Source organism: Iodobacter sp. (assembly GCF_025352645.1).
Lineage (GTDB): Bacteria > Pseudomonadota > Gammaproteobacteria > Burkholderiales > Chitinibacteraceae > Iodobacter.
The window spans coordinates 1-11,496 of sequence record NZ_JANXSO010000032.1; the positions used below are offsets into that span (position 1 = coordinate 1).

Consider the following 11,496-nt stretch of genomic DNA (forward strand, 5'->3'; position numbering starts at 1 on the left):
CCATGTTGCTTGGCGATCGTTTTAATACCTGCTTCGCCCGTTAAATATTGCTGAACGGCAGTAAGTTTGAATTGCATTGTGTACTTGGACATAAAAACACCCCAAAAATGGACGGGTGTCCAACTTTTGGGGTGCAGTTCAGAAAGGGGGCTTTTTTGTTGGGTTTATACGGTAGGCTGCGCTGCCCAGCGTGGAAACGGGTCTTGAAAATTGGCCCATTGCTCTACTCCTAGGGCTAACTCATCCTCGCTTAGTAAGCAGTGATTAAGCCTGTCACGAAAACCAGCTTCATCGATATCCTGCCCAATAAATACAATCTCTTGCCTGCGATCGCCAAAATGATCGTCCCAGCGATCCATAATCTCTGCAATATGCTCATCGTCTTCTGGCCAGTGTTTTTTTGGCACGCTCGCCCACCAATATCCACCCGCTTCATGGCGGCATGCACCACCGGCCTGTGACCAGCTGCCAGCAAAGTCAGGGCGGCTGGCTAGCCAGAAAAAACCTTTTGATCGTAAAACCCCTGGCCATTCGCTATGGATTAAATCCCAGAAGCGCTGTGGATGCATGGGGCAGGGGGCATGCCATACAAAGCTGGAGATGCCGTATTCCTCTGTTTCGGGGATTTCTTCACCGCGCAATCCTTGCAGCCAGCCGGGTGAATTGGCGGCCACGTCAAAATCAAATAGCCCGGTTCCCATGATGCGCTTGAGTGGCACTTGGCCATTGATGGCGATTTCTTGAATAGCCCGTGGGTTAAGCGCGGTTAAAATACTTTGCAGCTCAGCCAGCTGCGCCATGCTAATCATGTCGGATTTACTAATGATGAGCACATCACAGAACTCAATCTGCTCAATCAGCAAATCAACCAGCGCTCTGTCATCGCCATCGCCCGCCGTTTCGCCTCGATCGCTTAATAGATCGGCACTGGCGTAATCCTTTAAAAAATTAAAGGCATCTACAACGGTGACCATGGTATCTAATCGTGCAATATCAGACAGCGATTGGCCTTTTTCATCCCTAAATGTAAAGGTTTCAGCCACAGGCAAAGGCTCGGCAATGCCGCTTGATTCGATCAGCAGATAATCAAAGCGGTTTTCTTTGGCAAGCTTAGCCACTTCTTCAAGCAAGTCTTCACGCAGGGTGCAGCAAATGCAGCCATTACTCATTTCCACCAGTTTTTCTTCGCCGCGCTTAAAGCCGCCTTGATGGATCAGCTCGCCATCAATATTGATATGGGATAAATCATTCACAATCACGGCCACGCGCAAGCCTTCACGGTTTTGCAAAATATGATTGAGCAGTGTTGTTTTGCCCGCGCCTAAAAAGCCAGACAAAACCGTGACGGGTAGTTGCTTATTCATCTTGCACTCCTAGTAAAAGCGCTAGCATACCTAAATGCAACTTAATTGCGCAACTTAGTTGCATTAGAAGGAGGGTGGATTGCTTGGAATGAAGGGCACTTGAAGCGGCTTACGATCGGTTTGCTGGATACATTGCACTTGAATAGCGGCAGATAAACTGCAACAAGGCGTATTCTTCACATAAAATAGCGGCTTAGCGCGAAATAAGCGCCTGAAATAAACCGTGTAGGGTGGGCGCGCCGTTGTTCCCACGCGGCATATTAAGTGTGGGCACAAAAACGTGCCTACCCTAAGATATTCCTAGGGAAAATATTTCGAGCTGAATCCTTCGCCTTACACGATTTAAGCCCCTATTGATGTTGACCGTGAGTGAGTAGAGTTAAGCCATGAATGAAGAAGAATTCGCAGCCTTACACCCCGATACGCTGGCCGTTCGCGCTGGCACCAGCCGTAGCCAGTTTGGCGAGCACTCAGATGCCATGTACCTTACCTCCAGCTTTGTAGTGGGCAGCGCCGAAGAAGCCTCGCTTAAATTTACTGGCCAAATTCCTGGGTTTATCTATTCTCGCTTCACCAATCCCACCGTCAGCGCCTTTGAAGAAAGACTTGCCGCCTTAGAAGGCGCAGAGCGTGCCGTGGCTACGGCATCGGGCATGAGTGCCATTTTGTCACTGTTTATGGCGCATTTAAAATCTGGCGACCATGTGGTGGCCTCGGCCAGCTTATTTGGCTCCACCATTCAGCTGCTCAATGTGTATCTCAGTAAGTTTGGTGTGAGTGTCAGCTATGTTTCGGCGACCGATACCGCTGAATGGGCAGCTGCTTGCCAGCCGAATACCAAGCTGCTGTTCTTAGAAACCCCATCCAACCCGCTGACTGAAATTAGCGATATTCGCACGATTGCCGACATCGCCCATGCGCACGATGCCCTGCTGGTGGTGGATAACTGCTTTTGCACGCCCATCTTGCAAAAGCCATTAGCGCTGGGGGCCGATCTGGTGGTGCATTCGGCCACTAAATATATTGATGGCCAAGGCCGCGTGTTAGGCGGGGCGGTGGTTGGTTCTTCTGCCTTGATTGAGCCGGTGTATCTATTCCTACGCACCGCTGGCCCTAGTCTGTCTGCCTTCAATGCTTGGGTCTTACTCAAGGGCCTAGAAACCCTGCCGATCCGCATGCGCGCCCATTCAGAAACCGCCTTAAAGCTAGCCACCTACCTAGAAGCACATCCTGCTATTGAGCAAGTCTACTACCCCGGCCTGCCTTCGCATCCACAGCATGCGCTGGCCATGACCCAGCAAAACGCCGGTGGCGGCATGGTATCTTTTGTGGTGAAAGGTGGCCGCGAGCAAGCGTGGAAAATCGTCGATGCCGTGGAGCTCATCAGCCGCACCGCCAATCTAGGCGACACCCGCAGCACCATCACCCACCCCGCCAGCACTACCCACGCCCGCATCACCCCCGCAGCGCGAGAAGCCGCAGGGATTACAGAAGGGCTGATCCGTATTTCGGTAGGGCTGGAATATATTGATGATTTGATTGCCGATTTGGAGCAGGGATTGGCTTAACATTTAGCAAAAAAGTCCAGCTTCAAAGCTGGGCTTTTTTTAATTACGCCAGCTGTTTTGCATAAATCACCGCGATCTGTTGCTTGTTTCTCAGAATTTTAATCATTAATCTGTATTGATTCATTTCTGAGGGAGCGCGCCATGATTCCATTTGAAGTATGGGCTTTGATATTAGGTTTTTCTGTGCCGATGATTATCAGCCCAGGGCCGGGGAATACGATTCTTGCTGCTGCGGGTGGGCACTTTGGGGTGCGTGGCTCCATACCTTTTTTATTGGGCTTTGAAGCGGGTGATTTATTTTGGTGCCTTGTTTATGGTTTTGGGCTAAGTCAGGTGTTTGTAGCTTATCCGGCGTTGCGTGAATTATTAAAATGGGGTGGAATTATTTTTACCCTCTATTTGGCTTATGGCTTTTTTCAATTTTCATCACTTAAAGAGAAAAAAGATTTGCCACGGTTGAATGCTTGGGATGGTTTTTTATCGGTGTCTTTAAATCCTAAAATTCATTCCATGATTCTGGTATTGTTTTCTCAATTTTTAAATCCTAGTTTGGTTTTATTTAATCAGGTGATGCAAATATCAATGGTTTTTGTTTTGATTAGCATGCTTTGCCATTTGTTATGGATATATAGCGGGCAGTTATTGTTTAGCCAGCTTAAAAGCCAGCAGGCGATGCGGGTGCAGGGTTATCTCTTTGGCGGTTGCCTGATTTTTGTGGCGATTTTTATGGGGTTTGTTTAGATATAGATGGCATTGGCTTGCCGCCTATGCTCGATGCTTAGGATTAGACTGGTTAAATGTTTCCTTTATTAAAATCGTCATTCCCGAGTGTTGCTGTCGGGAATCCAGTGGCTCTGCTGGATCCCCGATAAATACATTCGGGGATGACGGGCTTGTTAATTTGGAAAATCAATAGCAAGTCCTTAATCCAAAAACTGCGCCGCCCGCCCGCTCATTTGCGCGGTAATGGCTTCTTTGATGTCGGCAGAGAGCAGCATGCCGCCGTTCCAGGTGGCGACGTATTCTAAGCCATCGCTGATGCTATGATCGCGGCTGTAGTTGAGCACTTGCTTGCTGCCGCGTACGGCCAGTGGTGATTGGGCGGCAATCACGCTGGCGGTGCGCATAGCTGCGGCAAGGCATTCCTCTGGGCTAACAAATACTTGGTTGACTAAGCGAACGTCCAGCGCATCATTGGCGGGCATGTCCATGGCGGTGAAGGTCATTTCGCGCGCTGTGCCTTCTCCTACAATGCGGCCTAAGCGTTGCAAGCTACCTACGTCGGCAACCAAGCCCATCGCCACTTCACGCACGCTAAAGCTGGCGTCTGTGCTGGCGTATCTAAAATCTGCGGCTAGCACCAAATCTAATCCACCACCCACACATGCGCCATGAATCGCGGCAATCACTGGTTTGCGGCAGTGTTCTAGGCTGCTGACTGAGGATTGCAGGTTTAAAATCAAGCTGCGGATTGTTTCACGGTTGCGTGCTTCGCATTCACTGCTCAGGCTGGTCTGAATTTCGGCCAGCATCATTAAATCAATCCCTGCACAGAAATTGCGCCCGGCACCATTGAGCACCACTGCACGTACTTCTGCGCTTTGATCACACCAGTTCAGCGCTGCTTTAATCTCTTGCCACATCAGGGCATTGAGCGAATTGGCTTTTTTAGGACGATTAAGCGTGACAAGGGCGATGGCATTGCTGACATTCACTTCAATCGTTTCGTATTGCATGGGGCATCCTTGGTGAGTAGAAGCTTGCAGTGGTATTAAATTGATGTGAAAGGCTTAATCGCGCTTTTTAGGCAGCCACGCCCAGACCATTTCGCACTGGATAGGCGCTTCGCCAGATTCATCGCTGATCTCTACATTTACAGAAAAATTGCCTTTTTCTGTGCTGTGTAATAGCTCGATTTGATCATCGCTTAAGGTGGCCACGGCGCGCATATCGCCCTGTGAGCGTTTTTGGTAATCCACATGCATGGATTTAAGCAGCAGCAGTTTATCGTCCGGCACATTCATGCCCATGACAAAGCCGGTGCTGGTCTCGGCCAGCAGTGCCATCGCCGCAGCGTGCACGCCCTTGATATGGTTTTGTACTTTACGGCGGTTTTTAAGAGAGACCACCAGCCGCGCCGCGCTGACTTCTTCAAATTGCACCGAGGCCGTGGATAAAAAAGGCACGATACGGCCAAATAGCTTGGTGAGGATAAAGCTGCGTAAGCCTTGCGGCAGACTGGCCGTTTTGGCGGCAATACGGCTCATTTTATTCAGTGGGCGGGACATCTGGACGGCCTTTTCTTGCTGGAATATAAGACAAAATAGCAAGAAACAGCGCCGTGTGTGACCGGAGTATCCCGCCTTTACAAACGATCGTTTTAATGCCGTGCATTATTCTAACGATGCTGAAAGAATTGCGCGTCGTTTCAAACACTTCCCTTACAGTGCGGTTAAATGTAAAGAGGCTTCTTGTGCGGGCAGTACGCGCCTGCCAAAGGCGAGCACGGCATCGCTGATGCGCTTGGCTTCTTGCGTTTGTTTTTGCCAATGGTGCCAAAACAAGGGGGTATAAATCCGCTCGGATTGGGCTAGCTCAATAATTTTGCCCGATGCAATGGCTGGTTTGGCTTGGGCGTAAGGGATGGCGGCGTAGGCCAGCCCAAAGCAAACTGCATCAAATAGAGCGTGGCTTTCTGGGATCTGATGGCAGGGGAAGTGATCGTCCAAGATGCCATAACGCTCGCCTAGCCAGCGCCGGTGTAATGAATCCCTATTACCAAACACCGCCGTTGGCGCGTGCATCAGGGCTGTTTGGGTAAAACCTTGGGCAAAATAGCGCTCGGCAAATGTCGGTGTGGCCACAAACACATAGGGCATGCTGCCAAGGCTTTGTACCGCGCAGCCAGCTACGGCGCTGGATTGCGTGCTGATGCAGCCCGCCACATCGCCCGCCCGCAGTAAATCTAGCGTATAGCCTTCGTCATCAATCACGCATTCCAGCAATAAACGCTCACTTTCTAAGAGCGGGGCGAGTGCATCTAATAGGCCAACAGCCAAGCTATCGGCATTCACCCCAAGGCGCACGCTTTGCCAATCTTGCTCTTTAAAATCAATTTGCTCGGCTAGGGCTGCTTCTAGCTGGCGTACTTGCCGAAAATGCACAATCAGCATCTCACCAGCGCGGGTGGCGTGAACGGGGCTTTCACGCACCACCAATACTTTACCGAGTTTTTCTTCTAGCGATTTGATGCGCTGCGAAACGGCCGACTGCGTTAAAAACAGGCGTTTAGCGGCCCGCTCAAAACTACTTTCCTTTACCACCATTTCCAGCGCTTCTAGTAATTTGTAGTCAAGCATCAGTTTGGCTTATGCAACATAAGAATTGCTTGTTTTACCACAAATCTAGCTTGTGTTTGAATGTCAAACATCAAACAAAGTATGACATCGAATTAAATGATTGCCTCGCCGAACGCTGCGATTTATCTGGATAAAAAAATGAATACCTTATTAAATGATGGAAGCACACTGACTATTCGCCAAGCTAATCTAGATGATCTGCATGAAATCTGGCGTTTATGGGGGGCATGGGCTTTATTTGATGAGTATCGTCAGCATTTTAATCAAGCCACAGATTTAGAAGCAGGGCATCAATTTTTAATTGAACGCCTAAAAAGCGGTGATTCGGTATTATTTACCGCGTGTGAAGGCACTAAAACAGTGGGCTTTGCCCAGCTGTATTGGAATATCTCTTCATTGCGTATGCAAAAAACTTTATTACTTAATGATTTGTATGTAACTAAAGAATCACGGCATCGTGGGGTAGGGCGTGCACTGATTAAAGCCACCGAAGATTTCGCCGCCCAGCAGCATGTGGCCTATATGGAAATGGAATCCGCTGCTAGCGAAAAAGATGCCTTATCTTTATATAAAAACGCCGGTTGGCAGCCTAGCCGTGATTATGTAGTTTATGAGCGTAAATTACTGGCCGCTTAGTGATTGCTGTTTGTTTAATAAAAAAGCCACGATGCTTAAGTCGTGGCTTTTTTGTATGTGGGGCCTTGCTATTTAATATCTTCTAAATAATCTAACGCTTTATCTGCTTTGGCGGCGGCGCGATCTGCCAGCTCATTCCTTATTTGACGCCTCGCTTCAAATTGTTGCCGATGAAGCCCCATCACGACGATTTCCATATTGCGCTGAGATTGTTCCAGCTGACGTCGCTGGCGAGGGGTTTTGAACGTAGAAGGCAGAGTCATGGGAATACCTTTTTTGAGGGTTACCGTTTGATCACTGGGGCCCCTGATGGGGAGCCGGTCACATCGCCTAGCATCGCTGTTATAGATTACAGTTTAAAGATATTACGCCAATTTTTTTGTGTATGTAATATTACATTTTGCCTAGGGCTTAGCCAGCTGGAGGGGTAAGGCCTCTTTATAAAGTGGTCTGGTCTTGACTCAGGCTGGCCAAGCTAGTTTAGTCGAATTTTATTGCAATGCAATATAAGTCGTTTTGTTGCTTAAGATTTTGTTTCAGCTAAAAGCTCTTTACGCATTTCTTCTGGGATATTAGAGAGCACTAGCGTATCGTTTTCTGGGTTGTAATGTACCGCACCCGAGCGCAGGCTGCTGCGATCAAACTCTAGCTTCCAATGAGGGGCCTTGGTTTTAAAGGTTCGCAGCGGTTTAATGGCGCGCCGATCCGGCACAAAACCATCGCTGATTTCAACCGCCTGATTATCGAAAACGCTTTGTAATTGCTGCGGTGCATCAGGCCAAGCTTGTTCGGCAACTTGCGCCACTGTGACTGGGCAACTGGCATTGCCTAGCTCATCTAGGTATTGATGAGCACGCTCAAATAGCTGATCACGCTCTGCGGCAGGTAGTTGTTGCTCTTCTGCAAATTGGCTGAGGCCTTGCACTAGTTTTTGAGTTTCTTTCAGCGCTACCACCACATCATTACAACCTAAAAATGATTTGAAGTAATGGGCTACATCGCCTCGGCCACGCAAAAAGCTGATATAGCGCTCGGTGCCATTTTGCCAAGCTTGCAGATCAATCTTACCTGCTACTTTTAAATTGGCGGTGTCTAGATAAAGGCTATCGGCAATGTCTAAATCATCGGTAAGCATGGTGCCCATCACTTCAGACAAGATGGTGAAGAGCAAATAATCGCTGCCATCGGCCTTGACCCGTGCAATCAGCACATAGCCGCCACTGGCCAATGGCTCTTGCTCTAGCCGCGTTTGCAGGTGTTGCATCATTTGGCACGATAGCGTGTAAAAATTGATGCTAGCATCGTTTAAATGGCGGCGAATCATGGCTTGGACTGGAAAGCTGGCTTCGTCAGTCTCGAAACTACCAAATCCTTTGCCCATACGCTGTACATAGAGCTGGCTGAGCTGATCAACCAGCCTTTGCGCTGCAGGTGTTGGGCTGATTTCCTTGCTGCTTAAACGCAGGCTAACGGGGCCGTGCGCTTCTTTATTGATCTGGTGGCTAATTAGGTTGGCAATGGTGTTGCTGCTCATGGCGGTTCTCTGTGATGGCTTTGGGGCGCAGTTTACTATTCATCGGGAGTTGGGAGGCAAAGATGCGTAGTGATTTTTTGTGCGAACACGGCTAGCTGTTGCCAATCGGTGTATTCCACACTACAGCGACCATCGCTGGGGCCGCCGCTTAAATACATAATAAAGCGGATCATTTGCTTATCTAGCCAGCTATAGCGTGGGTAATCGAGTTTGCCTGCTAAGGCAATCGTTGCGAATGGCGTTAAATTAAATTGTGAAATAAGTTTGCTTAAATAGCGATTGGGCTCGCCATTATCCTTGCGTGCGCTGAGGCTGACCGAGGCAATCGCTAATGGAATATGCTGAATTTGCCAGAGGGCGCTACGTAAAAACGTGGCGACCTCTGGCAGATGCCGTCCATAGCGCACTGCAGCAACCATAATAATGGCGCTGCAATGATCGTACTGGCTAGGCGCTTGTTTGATATCACATAGCTCAACGGCCAGAGCGTAGTGAGAAAGATAAAGTGCCAGCGTTCGAGCGATTCGCTCTGCTTGACCATCATAGCTGGCATAGAGGATAAGGACTGGTTTCATCCCCTCAGTGTAAAACGCCTGTGGGGATGTGCGTTGAGCTGGGTCTAACTACCAATCAATAAGCTGGCCGCTCGGCTGCGATAAGCACAATAACCTGGGCGTGGGCCAATACGTGGATGGTTACGACAGGTGTTTGGCCGGTTTTCATAAATAGTGCAGAGCCGCGTTTTTAAATCTAAATAACGACAATCGCCATTGGCTTTGCGTTTGAGCGTGTAAATGCTGTTTTTAAAATTAAAGTGATCGATGATGCCTGCTTTAGTTAAGCGCTTGGCGATTTGCTTGGGCGGCTCGCCTTCGGCTTCAAAGGCATCAACCAGATTCATGCGTACTAAATCGCTTAGTTTTACTTCTACCGGCATGGTGCAACAGGAAGATTGGCAGTTTTGGCATAAATCATCCCGAAATTTAATCCAAGTGGCGGGGTTTTCGGGGTGAGCGTGGTAAATCAAAGGGTTTGTCATATAAGTCTATTTGGCAGGCTACTGGCGATTGGGGGCGTATTTTGCCTGTTTTTTCTATTCATGGGCTTATTAACTGACTTAATGCCAGATGATCGTGATTTATCCTGATAAATAGGCCAGATTGGGGATAAAACAGCCGACTGTTTTTGTATTTTTACTTTTGTGTCTTGCTTCGATCGCAAAAACACCGCATCCTTCGCACTTGGTTTTTTTAGTCTTGGCGCTTGTTCGGTGTTTGAACTGGCTACTGGATGGGTTACGGTTATACTTAAGTGCTTAAAAGAATGATCACAAGTGATAGCTGTAGAATGAAAGAGGGTGCGTATGTTAAGTAAATTTCAGTTGTATAAACTAGACGGGTTTAAATCCGACGAACAAAATCGAAAAGAACGGACTCCGGGACGTTTTGGTCAGGAAGCGGCAAAAGTAATGGATAAACGCGAACAACGTAAATTAGATCAAGCGGCAGGTTTAGTGCCTTTTGCAGTAAAGCTGAACGGCGATCTAATTAAAGAATTGCATGCCACAGCAGAAAAACGCCAAATAACTTTGGCCGAGCTAGTCGCTGAATTGCTACAAAAAGGCTTGGTATAAGCTTAGCAATGCTCTGAGTGGTTTTTTAGAGTAGATAAATAAAAAGGGGAAGCTGAGGCTTCCCCTTTTTATTTGAGCCTGTAACTAAAATTGTGTAAATGCCCTTGGCCGATTAATCTCTTTCCGGAGAAAATTCATGTCAGGCATCACAATGGATCGTCAAAAATTACAGGCTCTTGCCGCTGAACTCGCTAAAGATATCAAAACTGAAGCGGATTTAAATGCGCTCTCGCGTGAGCTACTCAAACTCACCGTCGAAACCGCTCTGAATGCGGAATTAACTGACCATCTTGGTTACGAGAAACATGCTAGCACGGTGGGTGAACGTGGCAACTCGCGCAATGGCAGCACGCCAAAGCGCCTTAAAAGCTAGCATGGTGAGGTGGACATCCATACGCCGCGCGACCGCGATGGCTCATTCGAGCCACAATTCCTCAAGAAGGGTCAAACCCGCCTGACGCAGATGGATGATCAAATTCTCACGCTGTACGCCAAAGGGCTGAGCACGCGCGAAATTGTGGCGGCCTTCAAGGAAATGTACGATGCAGACGTATCGGCCACCTTGATTTCCCGCGTCACCGATCGCGTGCTGGAGCAAATCACCCAATGGCAATCACGCCCGCTGGATGCCATTTACCCCATCGTTTACCTAGACTGCATTGTGATTAAAATCCGTGACAATTTACGTGTAATCAACAAAGCGATTTACTTAGCTTTGGGCGTGAATATGGACGGGCACAAGGAGTTACTGGGTTTATGGATGTCCGAAAACGAAGGGGCTAAATTCTGGCTGTCGGTGCTCACCGAGCTAAAAACACGGGGCGTGCAGGATATTTTGATTGCGTGCGTTGATGGCCTCAAAGGATTTCCCGATGCCATTGCGGTGGAGTTTCCCCAGACGCGCGTTCAGCTTTGTATCGTGCATCTGGTGCGCAACAGCCTTAAATATGTGTCTTGGAAGGACTACAAAGCCGTCACATCCGATCTGAAACGGATTTACCAATCCGCCACTGAAGAGCAAGCGTTGCTGGAGTTGGATCGCTTTACGCAGACTTGGCAAGCCAACTATCCTTTGATTGCCAAGTCGTGGACGGCGAACTGGGTCAATTTGCGCAGGATCTTCGAGTACCCACCAGAAATTCGCAAAGCGATTTATACGACCAATGCCATCGAGTCACTCAACAGCGTGATTCGTTCGGCGACGAAGCGGCGCAAAGTATTTCCCAGCGATGAATCGGCCAAGAAAGTGATTTACCTTGCGATCCAACAGGCTTCAAAGAAATGGACGATGCCGATTCAAAACTGGCGAATGGCGCTGAATCGTTTCGTTATAGAATTTGGTGACCGGCTGAACGGCCACCAATAATTCCAAAGGCATTTACACAGAAAGATTTACAGGCTC

Annotated in this window: 12 protein-coding genes and 1 pseudogene; 5 read left to right on the top strand and 8 right to left on the bottom strand. The window is 48.5% G+C overall.

The annotated features are described in order from the left end of the window. Positions 1 to 164: 164 nt before the first annotated feature. Complete coding sequence (gene zigA, locus Q0R17_RS04015; RefSeq protein WP_293932324.1) at positions 165 to 1,364, bottom strand: zinc metallochaperone GTPase ZigA; 1,200 nt, start codon at positions 1,362 to 1,364, stop codon at positions 165 to 167. Positions 1,365 to 1,750: 386 nt separating this feature from the next. Between zigA and Q0R17_RS04020 the strand changes: the two genes are divergently transcribed. Together Q0R17_RS04020 and Q0R17_RS04025 are read left to right on the top strand one after the other, a co-directional pair. After that, positions 1,751 to 2,932, top strand: a complete 1,182-nt coding sequence (locus Q0R17_RS04020) for an O-succinylhomoserine sulfhydrylase (RefSeq protein WP_293932326.1) — start codon at positions 1,751 to 1,753, stop codon at positions 2,930 to 2,932. A 141-nt stretch (positions 2,933 to 3,073) separates the two neighbouring features. Further along, a complete protein-coding gene (locus Q0R17_RS04025; protein WP_293932328.1) occupies positions 3,074 to 3,673 on the top strand; it encodes a LysE family translocator in 600 nt (199 codons plus the stop codon). Positions 3,674 to 3,855: 182 nt separating this feature from the next. Here the strand turns inward: Q0R17_RS04025 and Q0R17_RS04030 are convergent, their stop codons facing one another. From Q0R17_RS04030 to Q0R17_RS04040, 3 genes are all read right to left on the bottom strand, one after another. Further along, positions 3,856 to 4,668: a crotonase/enoyl-CoA hydratase family protein gene (locus tag Q0R17_RS04030; protein ID WP_293932330.1), complete on the bottom strand. Its 813-nt coding sequence runs from the start codon at positions 4,666 to 4,668 to the stop codon at positions 3,856 to 3,858. Between the two features lie 54 nt (positions 4,669 to 4,722). Next, positions 4,723 to 5,220 carry a DUF4442 domain-containing protein gene (locus Q0R17_RS04035; RefSeq protein ID WP_293932332.1) on the bottom strand — a complete coding sequence of 166 codons (498 nt, stop codon included), beginning with the start codon at positions 5,218 to 5,220 and terminating at the stop codon, positions 4,723 to 4,725. 153 nt (positions 5,221 to 5,373) lie between these two features. After that, on the bottom strand, positions 5,374 to 6,291 hold the full coding sequence (locus Q0R17_RS04040; protein WP_293932334.1) for a LysR family transcriptional regulator ArgP: 918 nt from the start codon (positions 6,289 to 6,291) through the stop codon (positions 5,374 to 5,376). A gap of 138 nt (positions 6,292 to 6,429) precedes the next feature. On the opposite strand from Q0R17_RS04040, the gene Q0R17_RS04045 reads away from it, so the two are divergent. Then, positions 6,430 to 6,927: a GNAT family N-acetyltransferase gene (locus tag Q0R17_RS04045; RefSeq protein ID WP_293932336.1), complete on the top strand. Its 498-nt coding sequence runs from the start codon at positions 6,430 to 6,432 to the stop codon at positions 6,925 to 6,927. A 68-nt stretch (positions 6,928 to 6,995) separates the two neighbouring features. Here the strand turns inward: Q0R17_RS04045 and Q0R17_RS04050 are convergent, their stop codons facing one another. From Q0R17_RS04050 to Q0R17_RS04065, 4 genes are all read right to left on the bottom strand, one after another. After that, entirely contained in the window at positions 6,996 to 7,190 is a 195-nt protein-coding gene (locus Q0R17_RS04050; RefSeq protein WP_293932338.1) for a hypothetical protein, read from the bottom strand. A 260-nt stretch (positions 7,191 to 7,450) separates the two neighbouring features. After that, positions 7,451 to 8,461, bottom strand: a complete 1,011-nt coding sequence (locus Q0R17_RS04055; RefSeq protein ID WP_293932340.1) for a nucleoid-associated protein — start codon at positions 8,459 to 8,461, stop codon at positions 7,451 to 7,453. A gap of 35 nt (positions 8,462 to 8,496) precedes the next feature. Beyond that, entirely contained in the window at positions 8,497 to 9,036 is a 540-nt protein-coding gene (locus Q0R17_RS04060) for a flavodoxin domain-containing protein (RefSeq protein ID WP_293932342.1), read from the bottom strand. A gap of 44 nt (positions 9,037 to 9,080) precedes the next feature. Then, entirely contained in the window at positions 9,081 to 9,500 is a 420-nt protein-coding gene (locus tag Q0R17_RS04065; RefSeq protein WP_293932344.1) for a YkgJ family cysteine cluster protein, read from the bottom strand. Between the two features lie 324 nt (positions 9,501 to 9,824). Here Q0R17_RS04065 and Q0R17_RS04070 point away from each other — a divergent pair, with 324 nt between their 5' ends. Further along, positions 9,825 to 10,094, top strand: a complete 270-nt coding sequence (locus Q0R17_RS04070; RefSeq protein WP_293932346.1) for a hypothetical protein — start codon at positions 9,825 to 9,827, stop codon at positions 10,092 to 10,094. 151 nt (positions 10,095 to 10,245) lie between these two features. Beyond that, positions 10,246 to 11,460, top strand: a pseudogene (locus Q0R17_RS04075) (IS256 family transposase). The last annotated feature ends 36 nt before the right edge of the window (positions 11,461 to 11,496 follow it).

Coding starts and splice junctions, on each gene's coding strand:
- Q0R17_RS04060 (WP_293932342.1), bottom strand. CDS start 9,036: ATGAAACCAGTCCTTATCCTCTATGCCAGCTATGATGGTCAAGCAGAG.
- Q0R17_RS04045 (WP_293932336.1), top strand. CDS start 6,430: ATGAATACCTTATTAAATGATGGAAGCACACTGACTATTCGCCAAGCT.
- Q0R17_RS04025 (WP_293932328.1), top strand. CDS start 3,074: ATGATTCCATTTGAAGTATGGGCTTTGATATTAGGTTTTTCTGTGCCG.
- Q0R17_RS04020 (WP_293932326.1), top strand. CDS start 1,751: ATGAATGAAGAAGAATTCGCAGCCTTACACCCCGATACGCTGGCCGTT.
- Q0R17_RS04035 (WP_293932332.1), bottom strand. CDS start 5,220: ATGTCCCGCCCACTGAATAAAATGAGCCGTATTGCCGCCAAAACGGCC.
- Q0R17_RS04065 (WP_293932344.1), bottom strand. CDS start 9,500: ATGACAAACCCTTTGATTTACCACGCTCACCCCGAAAACCCCGCCACT.
- Q0R17_RS04070 (WP_293932346.1), top strand. CDS start 9,825: ATGTTAAGTAAATTTCAGTTGTATAAACTAGACGGGTTTAAATCCGAC.
- Q0R17_RS04055 (WP_293932340.1), bottom strand. CDS start 8,461: ATGAGCAGCAACACCATTGCCAACCTAATTAGCCACCAGATCAATAAA.
- Q0R17_RS04040 (WP_293932334.1), bottom strand. CDS start 6,291: ATGCTTGACTACAAATTACTAGAAGCGCTGGAAATGGTGGTAAAGGAA.
- Q0R17_RS04050 (WP_293932338.1), bottom strand. CDS start 7,190: ATGACTCTGCCTTCTACGTTCAAAACCCCTCGCCAGCGACGTCAGCTG.
- zigA (WP_293932324.1), bottom strand. CDS start 1,364: ATGAATAAGCAACTACCCGTCACGGTTTTGTCTGGCTTTTTAGGCGCG.
- Q0R17_RS04030 (WP_293932330.1), bottom strand. CDS start 4,668: ATGCAATACGAAACGATTGAAGTGAATGTCAGCAATGCCATCGCCCTT.